A 17,228-nucleotide genomic window follows, 5' to 3' on the forward strand; every position below is an offset into this window, starting at 1 on the left:
TGTTATTATTTATTTAATTTCTTAGCTGGAGCTGGACGATAAGGTTTTACTGGCTTGCTTGTATCGAATGGGTTTTCGATTTCGCCTGCTTCAACCTTCTTGAACCAGTCTGCTGCTCTGTTAGCCATGCCAGCCCAATGTTCAGCTGTCATTGGTTCCTGCATATCGGTTGTTGCGTAACGATAATCGTTAACACGGCTGATGTATTTTTCATCCTGCTGTGCGGAATGTTCGTCACCAAGATCACCGGCAGCTATACGAAGAAGAGAACCATACTGTTCGCTGACTGTGTGAAGCTTCAGATCCTCAACAAGGAGTTTCTTCAGAGGACGTTTAGCCAGGTTGGACATGATTGTACGGTTTTCGTAGGACATGAGTTTCCACATGCGGGCGATTTCCCATGCACGTTCAACAGCTTTGCCCTTAGGAACAACTTCGCTTACCATACCATGATCAAGCATGTCTTTAGCTGTGAACTGTCTTGTTGTCATCATGTAGTAGTTACCACGTTTGGTTCCAAAGTAATGCTGGCACATAAGACCCATAGCATCACCAGGTACCAGACCGCCCTGGGCATGTGGAACTTCCATAACAGTATCTTCTGTACAGATAGTCACATCACTTAAGAAAGCGGAATCCCAGTGGAAACCAGGACCAGGTACAGCACCGATTGTAGGAACATCAAGATCGAATACCATGTTCTTGATCAGGTTTGTATCATCAAAGTACTGATGCTGGAAACGCTGTGTAGGAAGTTCAGAATATGTTTCCCAACCGTTAGGGTCAGATTCTGTCATCCAGTTGTCACCGATATGAGTGAAGATGATGATTTCGTTCTTGAAGTCAAGAGAAAGAACTCTTACTAACTGACCGATTGCACGATGGGACATACCGCTGTGGTGCATAGGGCCATCGTTTGTCTTCCATGTTACCTGAAGGATACCATCTTCACGGTAAAGGTCAGCAAAGTCTTTGAACCATTCTTTGTATTCTTCGAGTTCCGGCAGTTTGGCGTAAGGTGCCATTGGCTTATTGTCGCACATAAATAATACCTCCTGTGTTTTACATACATTCTTTAAAAATTAATTTAATGTTTGCGTTTTTTTATTCGCTGTTCGCTTAAGTGTATTATACAATAGTCCGTCTTTGATGGGAAATGTCGTTTCCAAACAGGTTTATGCAAAAGACGAATAATCGTTCTTTCACTTTCTGCATGAAAGTTGGCACGGGAAAATTGTGAAAAATGCTATGCCAAAAAGCAGTGAAAACATGAAATATTGTTATGTTTTTTTTACATAACGCTTTTTTATAGATAGAATTTCCATTTGAAGGGTAAAATTGTTATACTCACCTTGAAGCAAGTTATACTATACAGAATACGACATATTAGTTTACTTGATTGTTACAAACATTAAAAAAGGAGCAACTGCACTAAGCAATTGCTCCAACCCTCCCCCTGATTAATCCGCAGGAGCCAGATTAGGATTTCTGTTTTGTATATAAGTTGAGAAACTGTCAACAAATACAGGAATGGAGATATTTGGATTTTTCTTTTTCCAGATAAGATTGAGTGTAACATAAGCAAAAGAATCTGTCAGAGGAACTGTTCTGAGAGAGCCAATAGAAGAGAGCAGATACTCAGGCATGATAAAGACCCCTTCGTTGATGCTGGCGCAGAAAGCAGCGGTTTCAATATTGGGGATTTCTCGTACAATATTGAGTTGGGCACCGGCTTTCTTGAAAATCTGCTTATTAAAGTCACTGGTGATCGGATTCGCCTGAGGTGAGAAATTGATCATTGGGAACCCGGACAGATCTTTGATAGAAAGTGAGTCACGGTTAGCCAGAGCGTGCGTTGGATGCATCACTGCGAGCAACGGACTTTTCATGATCGTTTTACTTTCAAGACCGATGAGGTAATTCTTATCTACATGGGTGACGAAAGCGAGATCAGTGAGACCGTCATTGAGCTGTTTAACAAGAATATCCAGGGCATCACTGGTCATAGAGAGCTTGATCTGTGGATGGCTGGCGGTGAACCCCATGACAAAATCCGACAGGAAAGACTGGGAAGCTGTTCCAAGGAAACCGATTTTCAGTTCTCCGGTGGAGGTTGAAGAAACTTCTTTGATCAGATCAAGGGCATGATTGTAACGCTGGATGATTTCCTGAGCTTCTTTGAGAAAGATTTCGCCGACGGATGTGAGATGCACGTTGTGTGTATCCCGGATAAAAAGCTGAGTTCCTAGCGTTTGTTCCAGGTCATGAATATGACGGCTGAGAGCAGGCTGTGTCAGATAAAGCTGGTTGGCAGCTTTGCTGTAGTTCAGCAGCGTGGCCAGTGTGATGAATTCGTTAAGTCGATTAATATCCATAAACAAAAGTGCTCCTTTCAAAAAGTGATGCCTTTACCATAAATCTATCAGCAAAAATGCTGATATAATTAAGCGAACGTCAGAATGTTGATGTAAAATTCATAACTAAACCATATCATAATTCGAAAAAGATATCAACATTTTGTCGAAATATAATAAAATGCATTGCAAATGCGGTGTGAGAAACTATAATAATAATGGCAAGTCAATACAGGAGGAAGATAAAGTTTTAGGTAAGAGATGTGTCATCTGTGCATTCCCATCCCGCTGGTATATGGGTGATGGCAGCAAGGTGCGTATGGTTGCATTCATCGACAAAGATGATATGAATGATGTACCGGATCGTGTTTACAAATACGGTACTTACTAAAATTCAATTTTAAATGAGTTGGAGTATAATAAAAATTAATTATACATATAAAATGAATGGGAGGAATTAACTAATGGCAAAAGATAAAAAAGCAGTTGTAGCCATTGCGAAAGAACCTACCGTCCAGGAAAGTGTCACTAAGGTATTCGATCTTCTTGGCGGCGTTACAAACATGATTAAAAGAGGCGAAACAGTTATCCTGAAACCAAATGCAGGTCATGCAGAAGGTCCGGATACAGCTGTATGTACAAGCCCTGAAACACTTCGTGCAGTTATCCGCGAAGTTAAGAAAGCTCAGCCTTCAAGAATCATTGTTGCAGAATCAGCAGCTATCGGCTGTGATACAATGGAATGTTTCGAAGTATCCGGTCAGGCTGATGTAGCAAGAGAAGAAGGTGTTGAACTTTACGATATCAAGGCTGAAAAAGACCTTGTTAATGTGGCTGTAAGAGGTTACAAATCCAACATCAAGAGATGTAAAATCCCTCGTTTACTGTTGGAAGCAGATCATATCATTAACCTGCCTATCATGAAAGCACATGCTTCCATGGTATTCAGCTGTGCATTAAAGAACATCAAAGGTACTGTACAGGATCAGGTACATTCCCAGATGCATCAGCAGAACCTGACAATGGCTATGATGGATGTTTGGTGGGCAGTACGTCCTGATATCAACATCGTAGACGCTATCAATGTAGCATCCGGTTACAGCCCACATACACCAACTCCTCTGGAAGTAGGTATCATCATGGGCAGTTACGATCCAGTTGCTCTTGACCTTATCGCATGTGATGTTGTAGGTATCGATACAAACCAGGTTGACTACTTCAGAGCAGCTGATGAAGCTGGTCTTGGTACAACAAATCGTGATAAGATTGAAGTTGTTGGTGAACAGGTTAAAGACGTTTACAGGAAGATGTGGATTCCATACCTTGGCAACATGGCTGATCGTTGGCCAGAATACGATATCCGCTGCGAGGGCGCATGCTCAAGCTGCCAGGCTCTGCTTGCACTGAACATGGAAACGCTTAAGGCACTTGGTATCTATGAAGAAAATTCTGATAAGACAATCGTTGTAGGTCCTAGAAATACTATTCCGGATAAGCCAAAGGATAAGATCATCCTTCATGGTAACTGTACAAAGAGATTTGCAGATAAAGGTATGTGGATCCCAGGATGCCCTCCAGGAGAAACAGGTCTTTACCTGACAGTTAAGACAGGCCAGGTTGTTGATGGTGAAATTCCAGGCTGTATCGAAAATATTATTCGTCCTAGCATGGAAGCTGACCATCCGAAGTGGCGTGCATATGTAGAACAGAAAGCAAAAGAGTTCTACGAGAATCCGGAGAATCAGTAAAATGGCATTTGCGTATGTTCCAATGTCTCCAGATGATAAGAAGTTGCTGGAAATGATTTTTACTGATGAATTCATGCAGGCGGAGACGAATTTTGAAGCTTTTAGAGATTTCCAGTCTTCCAGTGCGGTATTTACCAACTGGAAATCCGATATAATGGTTTATAATGAGGAAGTGTTTGATGGGTTTGTCAGAGAAAGTACACGCTTCACATCATGGGATGAAATGGTACGTACGGCTGCAGACCGGGCATTTTCCGAAAAAGACGAATAAAACAATTAGCCGCTTCGGCCAAAGTTTTCAAATAAGCTGAGTTGATCCAATTGTCTTTGAAAACACGCATTTAAATAATGCGAAACGTTTTCAAAGACAATTGTTCAATATCAGCTTATTTTGATAAAAACTGACCGAAGCGGCTATTGTTTTCTTCTTTATATAATGATACTATAAATTTAACGTAAGCGGGAGTTGATTTGCATGGCTCTAAATTGTCTGAGGGGGAAGGAGAATTTATATAGGCGCGATAGATGCAATTATGAAGGCTTACATAAGAAAAAATGAAGTATTTGCAGATGCTTTCAATTACTTTATGTATGATGGTGCTCAAATGATTCAACCAGATCAGTTAAGGGAGTTGGATCCGACGGAGATTGCAATACTTTTTAATGAGAATGATACACAAGATAGGCAAAGTACTAAAAAAGAAATTATTCAGAAATACCGCGATCATTTGAAATCTGCAGCAATCATGGAAGATGGAGAGACGGCATATGTTCTTTTGGGTATTGAGAATCAGACAGATGTGAATTATGCGATGCCAGTTAGAAATATGTTGTATGATGCTTTACAGTATGTGAGACAAGTAAGCAGAATTGCTGATGTACATCGTAGTCAAAAAGGTAAGGCAGAACATAAAAATGCAACTGGTGCGGAGTTTATATCTGGTTTTCATAAAAATGATAAATTGATTCCGGTTATTACATTGGTACTCTTTTTTAATGCAGATGAATGGGATGGACCGAGATCATTGATGGATATGATGGAGATTACAAATCCAACTGTACGACGGCTAGTCGGAGATTATCCGATTTATTTGATTGACCCAAGAAGTTTAGCGGATGATGAACTGAAAAAATTTCATTCTAGTCTGAGAGAAGTGATGGGCTGCATTAAATATTCGAATGATAAAGATAAATTGGCGGCTTTTATTAGTCATAATCCAAGAATGAATATGGAAGTAGAAGCAGCCAGAGTCATAGAAGCAATCAATCATGTGCCAATTCGGCTGGAGAAAGGAGCTGAACAGTTCGATATGTGTAAAGCGATTGAAGAGATGATAGAAGATGGCAGGCAAGAAGGAAGAGAAGAAACTTTAATGCGTATTAATCAATTAATTATTATGCTGTCAAAAGAAAACCGCAGTGAAGATATTGTTAAAGCGGCTGCGGACAGAGAATATCAGGAACAGTTGCTGAAAGAATTTAATTTATAATAGCGTTGAAAAATAATAGTGCAAGAAGAATTCTGCTTACGTTTTCTAAGGATAAAAAAGGTTTGCTTGAGATTTTCTGATTATACTGAATCGTGCCAAAACTTTTATAAAACATTTCGCGGCGTAAGACGCGCGTTTTATAAAAGTTTTGGTATCGATCAGTGTTCGAAAACTTCAAGCAAACCTTTTGATTTTTATTCTTCGTCCATAATTTTGAGATCGTCAGCGATGATCAGTGTTGGCTCAACCTGTGCCTGAATGTCTTCAGGTGTTTTGCCAGCACGGATTTCAACAAGCTTCAGACCTTCTGGTGTCACGTCGATGACACACTGCTCTGTAACGATGTGGTTCACACAACCCTGAGCTGTTAAAGGATAAGTACATCTCTTTAAGATCTTTGGTTCGCCTTTTTTGGTTGTGAGTTCCATGGCAACAATAACTTTTCTTGCACCGTTGCAAAGGTCCATAGCACCGCCCATGCCGAATGCACGGCCAGGGCTTGCCCAGTTGGCGATATCACCGTTTTCAGCAACCTGAAGGGCGCCGAGAACAGTGGCAGCCATACGACCGCTTCTGATAACAGCGAAAGAATAAGCTGTATCGAATGCGGAAGCACCCATAACTGGTACGAAGTTGATGCCGCCTGCGTTCTGGTAAGTATCGCAGATAGCAAGTTTCTTAGCAACAGGACCGACACCGATCATACCATTTTCTGTCTGGAAAGCGATTGTCGGATCTACATAATCACTGCAGGCACTTGGAATACCGATACCAAGATTAACAGTGTCACCTTCATTAAAATACTGAGCAGCTCTTCTGGCAATAAATCTTCTGTTATCCATCTTACATACCCTCCAACTGATTTCTCTTGATTCGACCAATAATATGGTTCTGTTCATGGCTGTCTGTGTAAAGCATATCAACGTACATAGCAGGTACCTTTACATCATCAGGAGAAATTTCGTTTAAGTCGCAGTACAGGTCGCACTGTACGATGGAGATATCTGCACATGTTGCCATAACAGGGTGTGAAGCTGTACCTGTTCCGTGGTAAGCAAGGTTGCCGAGAGGATCGGCACGACGGCATCTTGTAAGTGCTACATCTGCATGGATGGCTTCTTCAAGAATATAACGTTCGCCATCAGATGTTGTAACGATCTGTTTGCCTTTTTCCATATCTGTGCCAAGACCTGTTTTGGTAAGAAATCCACCGATACCGGCACCACCGTCACGCATCTTTTCAATGAAACTGCCCATTGGGAAGAATTCAATTTCCAGTTTGCCTTCTGCAAGCAACTTCTGAGCAACAGGGTTTGTACCGATATGAGTTGTGATCATTTTGTCAACCTGGCCATTTTCAATCAGACGGCCGATTGCGAAACCTGGGTTGCAGGCATCAATAGAGCAGATTGTAAGGTGCTTAACACCGCTTTCTTCAAGCATATCAAGAAGATCCCAAGGCATGTAAGCGCCGGCCTGACCACCAATGGCGATTGTCTGACCATCCTTGAAACAAGCCATGATTTCTTCTCTTGTTCTGACTTTTCCTCTTTCGATTTCCATCTTATGAGTCTCCTTCCTGTTTTTCAAAAATTAAAATTATATTTTTATTTGTTTTCACCAAATATTACTTATAGACTGTAAGGCTTCGAGCCTTGACAGCTTTCGTCCTCTTCATCTTAACATATAAATAAAAGACTGTGAAATAATTGATAAACCCAAGTCTATGCAAAATGTGCATAACCATCATGCGTGATTTGGCATGATGACTTTGGGAGTAAACTCAAAAATGGTTATCGAGGGAGACGGGCATGAAGTTCTTTAACGACAGTATCCACCCAGTTTTCAATTTTTTTGACATCTTCTTCGGACATTTTGTTCGGCTCGTAGAAAAAACTCAGGCCGTCATAAGGGCTTTCACTGCTGGTACGGACAAGAATACCGTCTTTATTAAAATAGCCGCCGATACACATGGAATCCACGCTGAAGCCGGAATCCTCCGGTTTGATGACTTCATCGATAATTTTGTGCATGGCATAAAAATCTTCTTCGCCGGTGTAACCGCAGACATCCACAAGGATTGCGCCGCGCTTCATTGTATGGGTATCATATAAGTTCATGAAATTTCCTCCTGATGTATTGACGGGCATGACACAATCAGACGTCATAGCTATTGAACAATTCAGCACAGGCACGTTCGCACTGCCAGTGTTTGGCAGCAGTACATAAGGTCCTAAAGGACAGGACCTAAGTACTGGCCAGCACTGAAGCACCTGTGTATGAATTGTTCAATAGCTCTGACTGTTTCTTGATAAAGTAAAACGAGTCATGCCCGATGATAGGCTGTGATTAAAAATAGTTGAAGTTTAATGGTTATCATATGATGAGGATTGCGAGAGTGCAAAGCACGTAGCAATCTGCTATCAAAGGGGCAAAATACCTTTTGACCCCAACATCATATGATACAATCATATCATATGAAGCGCTGTTTTTGAGGAATTTATAATGGATTGCTGTTATGCTTTTTTCACATAATGCCCGCCAAAGCAGGCATAATGACTTTCGGAAATGGACTTGAAAATGCGAAGAAATATCAATACAATGTAATTGAACGAAATGCAGCGCATTTTGGAAGCAGAGCTGTACAATTATGACAAAGTATTTTATTATTTTCACGAAAGGAAGTATTATATTATGGCAAAGACAATTATTACAGCAGCCTTAACAGGTGCTATCACACCTCACGGTTACGATGTTCCTGAAACACCGGAAGAAATCGCAAAAACAGCCTATGAGTGCTGGAAAGCAGGTGCAGCTATCGTTCATCTGCATATGCGTGATGACAACGGTGCAGGTGTTATGGATCCTGTTAAATTCTACGAAACAATCAAACTGATCCGTAAGAACTACCCAGACTGCGATGTTATCATCAACTGCACATCTTCAGGTGATAACCGTGTATCTGATGACTCACCTTACGGCAACGCAGTTCGTATGCTGCATCATGCAAATGTTCCTGGTATCGAAATGGGTACATTCGATGCAGGTACATTCAACTGGGGAATCCCGGGCGGTATCTTCAGCAACTCTCCAACATTCCTGACAACTCTTGGTAATCTGTATCAGGAAAGAAATATCAAACCTGAATTCGAAGTATTCGATATGGGTATGATCCGTGCCGTAGGTGTATACTGGAAGAAAGGTATCGTAAAAGCACCTCTGCACTTCCAGCTTTGTCTTGGTGTTGTAGGCGGTCTTGCAGCTACACCAGCTGATGTTCAGGATATGCTTGCATACATCCAGCGTCTTCAGGCAGAAGGCAATCTTCCTAAGGAAGTTACAGTTTCCGGTTTCGGTATCGGTAAAGGTCATCTGCCGGTTATGTTCTCTGCACTGGCTAACGGATGCCACATACGTGTAGGTATGGAAGATAACGTTGTCTATGGTTACGATAAAGAAGGCAAGAAGATCCTTGCCAACAACCTGATGCTCGTTGAACGTGCTGCAAGAGCTGTTGAAGCTTACGGCAACGAAGTTGCTACATCTGCAGAAGCACGTGAAATGCTTGGTCTTGCACCACTGGATCATGAAGCTGTTGTTAAAGCACTTGATGCACTGACAATTGAAGATCTTGAGAAAGCAAAAGCAGAAGCTTCCGAAAAATATGGTACAACATATTTTGCAGCTAAGAGCATGGGCTAATTTGCCAGATATTTTTCTATAAATAAATGTAATTGTTCAGAGCTAACCTCCAAAATGCTACGCATTTTGTCGGTGTGGCGTATCCGCCAAATAAAATTTAAAAAACAGTTTTAAAAATGCAAGCATTTTATACCTGTTTTCTGAAATTTTGCTTGGCTCTGAACAGTTACAAATAAATAAAAAACAGAGAGTTTTTCAGTAGGATTTTTAATAGATTCTTTAGAAAACTCTCTGTTTTTTTATATTCGAGCGTTATATAATTATCAAAAAAAGGAATAAGTGGCAGAAAAATAAACATAAAATAACAATATATACACAAATACCAGTGGAAATGCTACATAATCATATACGGATTATGTCAAAAATCAAGGATATTCTATGTTGAAAATGTGAAAAAATAGACAAAAAAATTATAAAGATATTGTATACATTAAATAAAAGTGTAGACATCTGAATATAAAAGTTATATAATCTAGACAAATCGAATAGTCCCTGCCTTCAAGCTAGCGGTTGGCAAGGGGCGAATGTTTTTAATCTGTGGTAGGGTTAAGGACGACAAGTCTTATTTCATTGACACAGAGTCTGGCAGGGATGGTAGCCTGCAGAACTCAAGAAATGCGTAAGATGGAATAAGACCATTTTTATCACCTGACTGGTTGACCAGTTGGAGTCTGATGAGAGAAAGGAAGATTTTATGTTACTAGAAATTATTCTTGCTATTATTCCTATTGCCTGGCTTATTATTTCTATGGCTGGTCTGAAGATGGCCGGTTACAAATCATGTGGTATTGGTTTGGTTATTGCAATCGTTGAAGGTGTTGCTGTTTATCACATGACAGTTCCGGAAGCGATCACAGGTACTTTAGAAGGTGTTGTTTCAGCGGTATGGCCGATTTGTGTTATTATCGTTGGTGCCATGTTCCTGTATAACATGAGTTTAAGAACAGGTGCGATGGATGTCATCAAAGCAATGCTGGCATCTGTATCCAATGATAAACGTGTAGCTGCTCTTGTTATCGGCTGGGGCTTCTCCAACTTCATGGAAGGTATCGCAGGTTTCGGTACAGCCGTAGCTATTCCTGCAGCGATGTTAGTTGCACTTGGATTTAATCCGGTTACAGCTTGTGTTATCTGTCTGATTGGTAATGCTGCATCTCCTGAGTTTGGTGCCATTGGTACACCTACTCTGTCAGCAGCGAATACTGCATTCCCTACAACCATTACAGGTGCAGCCGATGCAAGTGTGTTTGCTCAGATGCTTTCAGAACCGACAGCCCGTCTGCTGATTCCTCTTTGTGTTGTTTCTCCATTTGTTATCATCCTTCTTTGCGGTGGTACAAAGGCATTAAAGGGTGTTGTAGGTATTACACTTGTATCTGCATTATCATTTGTTATTCCTTTCTATCTTGTAGCCACATTCGTAGGTCCTGAGCTTTGCGTAGTTATCGGTTCTCTGGTTTGCCTCGTTTGTACAATCGTTATGGGTAGAAAACACACGAATATTCCGGAAGAATATATGCTTGAGTCCAAAGAAGAAGCAGCAGCTTCCTCTGATAAGCCTCAGATGAGCATGGTTAAAGCATGGCTTCCTTACATCTTAGTTGTTATTTTCCTGTTAGGTACATCCAAACTTGTTCCTCCGATCAATCAGTTCCTGGGACAGTTTAAGTCATCATTTGTTATTTATTGCGGCGAAGGCGGTGCCAAGGTTGGTTTATCATGGATCAACACACCTGGTATCCTGATGATCATTGCAACGATTATTGGTACAGCTGTTCAGGGCGCAAGCATCAGCGACATGGGCGCAGAGCTTGGCAAGACTTTTAAGGGTTACTGGAAAGCAATGCTGACTGTTATCTTCATTATCTCCATTGCTAAGGTTATGGGTTATGCAGGTATGGTTATGGATCTGGCAAATGCTCTTTCATCATTATTGGGCAATGCTTATATCGCAATCGCTCCACTGATCGGTGGTATCGGATGCTTCGTTACAGGTTCCGCTACATCTGCCAGCGTTATGTTCGCAACATTACAGCAGTCTGTTGCACAGCAGTTAGGTATCAACGAAATCTGGTTAGTGGCTGCAAATGGCGCAGGTGCTACAGCCGGTAAGATGATTTCTCCACAGAGTATCGCTCTTGGTGTTGCAGCTATCAACCTTCCTGGTTCTGATGGTAAGATCATGAGCAAGACAATCGGATGGTGTGTATTATATCTGGTTATCCTTTGTGTATTCTGTTTCGTTGGCGCATAATAAGGGGTTATTACAAAGCGTCGATTGAAGTACATAAGGTATTAAAGTGAAATTCATAAGAGAAGGTATTTAAAAGTAATAAATCGGGCGGTCTGCATATGCGGGCCGCCTGTTTGGATTGTGCAGACAGCGTGCAAAACCGCAGATATCGGTATATTTTGGCGGGGATTTTCAGGTTTATACGGTCTATTGCTTTGCAAAAGCGCAGGCTTAGATTATAATAGAGACAGATGAATGTGACAGAGTAAGGAAGATGGAGGTATGTGGCAATGACAAGCTTGGAGAATAATGGACAGGATATGGATTTGACAGAACTGGAAGTTATGGAACCGAAGATGATGATCCATGATGAACTGAAAGTGATCTATATTAATGAAGCACTTGAGGAAGCCTTGAATGATGAAAATTCGAATGAAAAGAAGAAATATGATGCCGAGAAAGCGGCACATCCGGATTATGTGACGAGACTTCGCAGACTGCCGGTAACCATTGAATTTATGAAGAAATATGCGGCATTGAAGAAAGACAGTTTCATGCAGGATCTCATTGAACGAAAAGAGCCTGCGCTGCGCGCAGAAGGCGAATTATATGAAGTGTCTTCGTTCTTCGCCTTCAAGAATATGTTCCTTGCAAGATATCCGGAATGCCGGAATATCTACAAGGTTGAGAAAAAGATTAAAGAATTTGAGGAGCGTCAGAGGAATAAAGAATAGATGCTTTGATCTTATCCGCTGACTCAGGATCCTGAATAATGCCGATTAATGTGGAGGCAAATTCGATGGCTGTACCCATGCCGCGGCTTGTAATGACATGACCGTCTTTGGCAACGGGATCAGTGGTGATATAGGCACCAAAGAGTTTCTTTTCGAAGCCAGGGTAGCATGTGGCAACACGTCCGTTTAAGATGCCGAGGCTGCCGAGAATGCTTGGCGCTGCACAGATAGCAGCGAGATAACGGCCCTGACGGCTGAACTGCATAAGGGCATCGCAAAGCGGTTCACATTTGCTGAGGTTTGTGGTACCTGGCATGCCGCCAGGCAAAATCAGCATTTCTACAGTATTAAAATCAAAATCAGCAAGCAGGCAGTCTGCCTGAACTTTGATATCGTGGGAGCCGGTAACGGTCAGAGAGTCTGAAATGGAGACTGTCTGAATCGGGATACCGGCTCTTCTAAACATGTCTACAACTGTCAAACCTTCGATTTCTTCGAAGCCATCTGCAAAGAAAATTGCTGTGTTCATAAAATTCTTCCTTTCTTGGTATAAGGTAAAATTGCATCAATCCACAGCCTTTGATGGATATGCAAAATAAATGATTTAACACAGGCCGCTTTCGCTGCCAGCCCGTGCAGTGGTACATATTTGAAGTATACCACAGTTTTGGTGGTTTGTGGGGATTTTGAGTGATTATCTCATGCAGAAAGGTTGGCTGGGTGGAATAATGCTTTACTGAAAGGGTGGAAAATGATATACTAGAGCGTATAAGTGGGATTCTGCCTTTTAGCGGAATTCTTCAGCACATAGTAACAGATGGGAGTGTTTTCCCACCTCTAAGCAAATTTCATAGTGTTTTTAAGAGGTTATCGTATGAATAAGAAGGTCAAACTTAAAGGACGGCTGAATATGTACATGCGCTGGCCGGTACTATTGAGTGCACTGCTGCTGGTGGCAACAGTGCTGATGTATCTGGTGGATTACCGTGCAGGTCTTCTGATGACTGCCTGTTTTGTTTTATATGTGGCAGCGGCCATCGTGATTTATTTTTATTTAAAGCCGTCTATTGTGGATGAGTTGGTGAATTTTGCCATCGAATTTGCACAGGTCCAGCATAATCTGATTCATGATCTTGAGATTCCTTATGCCATTCTGGATGAGACAGGGAAGCTTTTATGGGCGAACTCCTGTATGAAAGAGATAATGGGTGAATTTATTGATATGAAGAATATCAGTACATTGATTCCGGATATCAAGCAGGAGATGCTTCCGGATGATGAGGAAGAGAAGAAGTATGCCCATATTCGCTATAAAGAGCGCTACTACAAGGCTGAGATCATGAAGGTGTGCATTGATGACTTTGCGATGGAGAATAAGGTTGTAGAGATGCAGCCGGAGGCCTATCAGTTATTTGCATTTTATCTGTTCGATGAGACAGAGATACAGATGTCCAGGAAGGAGATCCAGAATCAGAAGCTCATCTGCGGTATTATATTGGTAGATAACTATGAAGAGGCATTGAACAGTACAGAGGAAGTCAGACGTTCCCTTCTGTCGGCACTGGTAGAGCGAAAGATCACCAAGTATATGCAGAACTATGATGCCATTGTGAATAAGATGGAGAAGGACAAGTATATGTTTGTCATCCGTCAGAAATATCTGCCAGTGCTTCAGAGTTCCAAGTTCGCATTGCTGGATGAAGTCAGAGAGATTAATATCGGCAATGAGATGAGTGTAACACTGTGTATTGGTCTGGGTGTTAATGCAGCCAGTTATGCGCAGGCGCTGGACTGGGCTCGTCATGCCATTGATCTGGCTCTTGGACGAGGCGGTGACCAGGCGGTTGTCAAGGAGAAAGACAAGATTTCTTATTATGGCGGCAAGACGAAGCAGGTGGAGAAGTCTACGCGTGTCCGTGCGCGTGTAAAGGCCCATGCCCTGAGACAGGTCATTGAGGGCAAGGAACAGGTGGCTATTATGGGTCATAAGATCGGTGACCTGGATAGTTTTGGTGCGGCAATCGGTGTCTACAGAGCGGCCCGAAGCCTGAACAAGAAGGCATTTATCGTCATCAATGATATTACCACATCGGTACGTCCGGTGATCGATCATTTTATGGACAATCCGGAGTATGACAGTGATATGTTTGTTACATCGGAGACAGCAAGAGGCATTGTCAATATGAATACGGCCATGGTTGTTGTTGATGTGAACACCAGTGAGAGGACGGAAGGACCGGAACTTTTGAACCTGACGAAAACGATCGTTGTTATCGATCATCATCGTCAGAGCGGAAATTCCATCGAGAATCCGGTGCTTTCTTATATTGAGCCGTATGCATCATCAGCATGTGAGATGGTTGCCGAGATTTTGCAGTATATTACAGATTCGGTGAAGCTGCGTCCGGAAGAGGCAGATGCTATGTATGCCGGATTAATGATCGATACGAACAATTTTATCAGTAAAACAGGTGTCAGAACCTTTGAAGCGGCTGCTTTTCTCAAGAAGAGCGGTGCAGATATCACCCGTGTCCGTCTGAAACTCAGAGATGATATGCAGACGTATAAGGCCCGGGCGGAAGCTGTGAAGAATGCATCGGTGGAGGGTGTTTATGCCTATGCTGAATGCCCGTCAGAAGGCCTTGAGAGCCCGACAGTTGTCGGTGCCCAGGTAGCCAATGAACTGCTCAATATCACAGGTGTGGAGGCATCATTTGTCTTTACCGTTGTGAAAGGTGTTATTTATGTCAGTGCAAGATCCTATGACAGCATGAATGTCCAGCTTGTTATGGAGCGGCTTGGCGGCGGCGGCCACAGTACCATGGCCGGTACACAGCTGAAGGATATGACAGTGGAAGAAGCTGAGGCAAAGGTGAAATCCGTTGTCAAATCAATGAAAATGGAAGGAGAAATCTAAAATGAAAATTATTTTAATTCAGGATGTTAAAACCCTTGGCAAAAAAGGTGATACAGTTAATGTGAATGATGGTTATGCACGCAACTTTATTCTTCCTAAGAAACTGGGAATTGAAGCAACAGCCAAGAATATCAATGATCTGAAGCTTCAGAAAGCCAATGAGGAAAAGGTTGCCAAAGAACTTCTGGAAGCAGCCAAGGCCTTTGCAGAAGATATCAAGGAGAAATCCGTGACAGTTACAATCAAGACAGGTGAAGGCGGCAAGACATTTGGGTCCGTTTCTTCCAAGGAAATTGCAGCTGCCTACAAGAGCCAGCTGAATATTGAGATTGACAAGAAGAAGCTGCAGCTGGCAGAGCCTGTGCGTTCACTTGGTGTTTACAAAGTACCTTATAAAGTACATCCAAAGGTTACAGCAGAGCTGACTGTCAAAGTAACAGAAGCTTAGAGAACAATTCCAACAGATAAGATATAAACCATTTATTACAGGCCGAGTCAATTCTTGATGCGGCCTGTAATAAACTTGCGGACAGGAGGCACAGGATATGGATGAGGCGATTATAAAGCGAATTCTGCCCCACAGTATTGATGCGGAAAAAGCGGTCATAGGTTCTATGATCATGGATGCGGATGCCGTTGTGGCAGCTTCTGAGATGATCACAGGAGATGATTTTTACCAGCGTCAGTACGGCATTCTTTTTGATGCCATGGTTGAACTTTACAATGAGGGGAAACCTGTAGATGTGCTGACGCTCCAGGAACGTCTGAAGATGAAAGATGTTCCTGAGGAATTTTCCAGTATAGAGTTTATCAGCGAACTGGTCAGCAGTGTGCCGACATCGGCCAATGTCCGGCATTACGCCCAGACCGTCAGTGATGATGCAACACTGCGAAGACTGATTCGTGTCAATGAGGAGATTGCCAACACGTGTTATCAGCACAGGGAATCTCTGGATGAGATTATGAATACCACAGAGAAGCGTATCTTTGATGTGCTCCAGAAGAAGAGTACGGATGAATATGTGCCGATCAAGGATGTGGTATTGTCGGTTATAGACAAAATCGAGGCGGCGGCCCGTCACAAAGGAACGGTTACCGGGCTGGCGACAGGATTTTATGATCTGGATTACAAGACATCCGGTCTGCAGCCTTCGGATCTGATCCTGATCGCGGCCAGACCGTCTATGGGTAAGACGGCTTTTGTATTGAACCTGGCTCAGTACATGTGTGTACGCAATCATGTACCGACGGCCATCTTCAGTTTGGAAATGTCAAAGGATCAGTTGGTCAACCGTATCCTTTCCATGGAATCCAAAGTAGATTCCCAGTCCATGAGAACAGGCACGCTTCAACCGGCGGATTGGGAGAAGTTAATTGAAAGTGCCGGTGTTATCAGCACAGCACCTCTTATTATCGATGATACGCCGGGTATATCGATCACAGAGCTGCGTTCAAAATGCCGAAAATATAAGCTTGAGAATGATCTGGGCCTTGTTATCATTGACTATCTGCAGCTGATGACCGGAGGCAGCAGGAAGCAGGAGTCCAGACAGCAGGAAATTTCTGAAATTTCCCGTTCTTTAAAGGCACTGGCCCGTGAGATCAATGCACCGGTAATTGCCCTGTCACAGCTCAGCCGTGCCTGTGAGACAAGGCCGGATCATCGTCCGATGCTGTCGGATCTTCGAGAATCCGGGGCCATCGAGCAGGATGCGGACGTGGTAATGTTCCTTTACCGTGATGATTATTATAATAAGGATACGGACAAGAAGAATATTTCCGAAGTGATTATTGCCAAGCAGCGTAATGGTCCGATTGGTACCGTAGAACTTGTATGGCTGCCGAATTACACGAAGTTTGCCAATAAAGAAAAGTAAACACATGCATTCTTTCGCATTAAAAAAGAGAATCAGACAGATAGAGACCTTTTATTCCTTTCAATCCATGGATAAAAGGTCTTTTTTGTCAGAACTGGCAAAAATGTTTGGAGGGGGAAAATTTGCTTAATGCGTGAACTTTGCTATAATGGAATCAACAGGCATCCAACTGC

16 protein-coding genes are annotated in these 17,228 nt (G+C 42.4%); 10 read left to right on the forward strand and 6 right to left on the reverse strand.

All coding sequences use genetic code 11. The annotated features are described in order from the left end of the window. Positions 1 to 5 precede the first annotated feature (5 nt). Positions 6 to 1,043, reverse strand: coding sequence for an enoyl-CoA hydratase/isomerase family protein (locus HED67_RS04710; protein ID WP_117540427.1), 1,038 nt, complete (start codon positions 1,041 to 1,043; stop codon positions 6 to 8). A gap of 417 nt (positions 1,044 to 1,460) precedes the next feature. Then, entirely contained in the window at positions 1,461 to 2,375 is a 915-nt protein-coding gene (locus tag HED67_RS04715) for a LysR family transcriptional regulator (protein ID WP_117528936.1), read from the reverse strand. Between the two features lie 142 nt (positions 2,376 to 2,517). Here HED67_RS04715 and HED67_RS04720 point away from each other — a divergent pair, with 142 nt between their 5' ends. The 4 genes from HED67_RS04720 (at position 2,518) to HED67_RS04735 (ending at position 5,592) form a co-directional block, all read left to right on the forward strand. Continuing rightward, a complete protein-coding gene (locus tag HED67_RS04720) occupies positions 2,518 to 2,745 on the forward strand; it encodes a hypothetical protein (RefSeq protein ID WP_246612105.1) in 228 nt (75 codons plus the stop codon). Positions 2,746 to 2,818: 73 nt separating this feature from the next. Beyond that, positions 2,819 to 4,102: a DUF362 domain-containing protein gene (locus tag HED67_RS04725; protein WP_117540425.1), complete on the forward strand. Its 1,284-nt coding sequence runs from the start codon at positions 2,819 to 2,821 to the stop codon at positions 4,100 to 4,102. Position 4,103: 1 nt separating this feature from the next. Next, positions 4,104 to 4,373 carry a hypothetical protein gene (locus tag HED67_RS04730; RefSeq protein ID WP_015513854.1) on the forward strand — a complete coding sequence of 90 codons (270 nt, stop codon included), beginning with the start codon at positions 4,104 to 4,106 and terminating at the stop codon, positions 4,371 to 4,373. 262 nt (positions 4,374 to 4,635) lie between these two features. Further along, positions 4,636 to 5,592, forward strand: a complete 957-nt coding sequence (locus tag HED67_RS04735) for an Rpn family recombination-promoting nuclease/putative transposase (RefSeq protein ID WP_221717680.1) — start codon at positions 4,636 to 4,638, stop codon at positions 5,590 to 5,592. A gap of 194 nt (positions 5,593 to 5,786) precedes the next feature. On the opposite strand, the gene HED67_RS04740 is transcribed toward HED67_RS04735, so the two are convergent. The 3 genes from HED67_RS04740 to HED67_RS04750 all read right to left on the reverse strand — a co-directional run bounded on the left by HED67_RS04740 (position 5,787) and on the right by HED67_RS04750 (position 7,712). After that, positions 5,787 to 6,434, reverse strand: a complete 648-nt coding sequence (locus HED67_RS04740) for a CoA-transferase (RefSeq protein ID WP_015513856.1) — start codon at positions 6,432 to 6,434, stop codon at positions 5,787 to 5,789. Position 6,435: 1 nt separating this feature from the next. Beyond that, positions 6,436 to 7,155: a CoA transferase subunit A gene (locus HED67_RS04745; RefSeq protein ID WP_178441389.1), complete on the reverse strand. Its 720-nt coding sequence runs from the start codon at positions 7,153 to 7,155 to the stop codon at positions 6,436 to 6,438. Between the two features lie 230 nt (positions 7,156 to 7,385). Next, positions 7,386 to 7,712, reverse strand: coding sequence for a hypothetical protein (locus HED67_RS04750; protein WP_015513858.1), 327 nt, complete (start codon positions 7,710 to 7,712; stop codon positions 7,386 to 7,388). A gap of 574 nt (positions 7,713 to 8,286) precedes the next feature. Here HED67_RS04750 and HED67_RS04755 point away from each other — a divergent pair. From HED67_RS04755 to HED67_RS04765, 3 genes are all read left to right on the forward strand, one after another. Beyond that, positions 8,287 to 9,294, forward strand: a complete 1,008-nt coding sequence (locus HED67_RS04755) for a beta-keto acid cleavage family enzyme (protein WP_117540482.1) — start codon at positions 8,287 to 8,289, stop codon at positions 9,292 to 9,294. 694 nt (positions 9,295 to 9,988) lie between these two features. Further along, on the forward strand, positions 9,989 to 11,548 hold the full coding sequence (locus HED67_RS04760; RefSeq protein ID WP_117540417.1) for an L-lactate permease: 1,560 nt from the start codon (positions 9,989 to 9,991) through the stop codon (positions 11,546 to 11,548). Between the two features lie 269 nt (positions 11,549 to 11,817). Beyond that, positions 11,818 to 12,261, forward strand: coding sequence for a hypothetical protein (locus HED67_RS04765; protein WP_015513862.1), 444 nt, complete (start codon positions 11,818 to 11,820; stop codon positions 12,259 to 12,261). Here the strand turns inward: HED67_RS04765 and HED67_RS04770 are convergent. Continuing rightward, complete coding sequence (locus HED67_RS04770) at positions 12,224 to 12,790, reverse strand: DJ-1 family glyoxalase III (protein WP_015513863.1); 567 nt, start codon at positions 12,788 to 12,790, stop codon at positions 12,224 to 12,226. The two genes, HED67_RS04765 and HED67_RS04770, sit on opposite strands and share 38 nt — an antisense overlap. A 345-nt stretch (positions 12,791 to 13,135) precedes the next feature. Here HED67_RS04770 and HED67_RS04775 point away from each other — a divergent pair, with 345 nt between their 5' ends. The 3 genes from HED67_RS04775 (at position 13,136) to dnaB (ending at position 17,055) form a co-directional block, all read left to right on the forward strand. Continuing rightward, complete coding sequence (locus tag HED67_RS04775; RefSeq protein WP_221717681.1) at positions 13,136 to 15,178, forward strand: DHH family phosphoesterase; 2,043 nt, start codon at positions 13,136 to 13,138, stop codon at positions 15,176 to 15,178. Position 15,179: 1 nt separating this feature from the next. Next, positions 15,180 to 15,626, forward strand: a complete 447-nt coding sequence (rplI, locus tag HED67_RS04780) for a 50S ribosomal protein L9 (RefSeq protein WP_178441384.1) — start codon at positions 15,180 to 15,182, stop codon at positions 15,624 to 15,626. A 97-nt stretch (positions 15,627 to 15,723) separates the two neighbouring features. Continuing rightward, a complete protein-coding gene (dnaB, locus tag HED67_RS04785; RefSeq protein ID WP_178441383.1) occupies positions 15,724 to 17,055 on the forward strand; it encodes a replicative DNA helicase in 1,332 nt (443 codons plus the stop codon). Positions 17,056 to 17,228 lie beyond the last annotated feature (173 nt).

The sequence above is a fragment of the Pseudocoprococcus catus genome (genome assembly GCF_019734885.1).
Classification (GTDB): Bacteria; Bacillota; Clostridia; order Lachnospirales; family Lachnospiraceae; genus Coprococcus_A; species Coprococcus_A catus.

Excerpts from the sequence above, each read along its gene's own strand:
- HED67_RS04710 (WP_117540427.1), bottom strand. The coding sequence starts at position 1,043 with ATGTGCGACAATAAGCCAATGGCACCTTACGCCAAACTGCCGGAACTC.
- HED67_RS04715 (WP_117528936.1), bottom strand. The coding sequence starts at position 2,375 with ATGGATATTAATCGACTTAACGAATTCATCACACTGGCCACGCTGCTG.
- HED67_RS04725 (WP_117540425.1), top strand. The coding sequence starts at position 2,819 with ATGGCAAAAGATAAAAAAGCAGTTGTAGCCATTGCGAAAGAACCTACC.
- HED67_RS04730 (WP_015513854.1), top strand. The coding sequence starts at position 4,104 with ATGGCATTTGCGTATGTTCCAATGTCTCCAGATGATAAGAAGTTGCTG.
- HED67_RS04735 (WP_221717680.1), top strand. The coding sequence starts at position 4,636 with ATGAAGGCTTACATAAGAAAAAATGAAGTATTTGCAGATGCTTTCAAT.
- HED67_RS04740 (WP_015513856.1), bottom strand. The coding sequence starts at position 6,434 with ATGGATAACAGAAGATTTATTGCCAGAAGAGCTGCTCAGTATTTTAAT.
- HED67_RS04745 (WP_178441389.1), bottom strand. The coding sequence starts at position 7,155 with ATGGAAATCGAAAGAGGAAAAGTCAGAACAAGAGAAGAAATCATGGCT.
- HED67_RS04750 (WP_015513858.1), bottom strand. The coding sequence starts at position 7,712 with ATGAACTTATATGATACCCATACAATGAAGCGCGGCGCAATCCTTGTG.
- HED67_RS04755 (WP_117540482.1), top strand. The coding sequence starts at position 8,287 with ATGGCAAAGACAATTATTACAGCAGCCTTAACAGGTGCTATCACACCT.
- HED67_RS04760 (WP_117540417.1), top strand. The coding sequence starts at position 9,989 with ATGTTACTAGAAATTATTCTTGCTATTATTCCTATTGCCTGGCTTATT.
- HED67_RS04765 (WP_015513862.1), top strand. The coding sequence starts at position 11,818 with ATGACAAGCTTGGAGAATAATGGACAGGATATGGATTTGACAGAACTG.
- HED67_RS04770 (WP_015513863.1), bottom strand. The coding sequence starts at position 12,790 with ATGAACACAGCAATTTTCTTTGCAGATGGCTTCGAAGAAATCGAAGGT.
- HED67_RS04775 (WP_221717681.1), top strand. The coding sequence starts at position 13,136 with ATGAATAAGAAGGTCAAACTTAAAGGACGGCTGAATATGTACATGCGC.
- rplI (WP_178441384.1), top strand. The coding sequence starts at position 15,180 with ATGAAAATTATTTTAATTCAGGATGTTAAAACCCTTGGCAAAAAAGGT.
- dnaB (WP_178441383.1), top strand. The coding sequence starts at position 15,724 with ATGGATGAGGCGATTATAAAGCGAATTCTGCCCCACAGTATTGATGCG.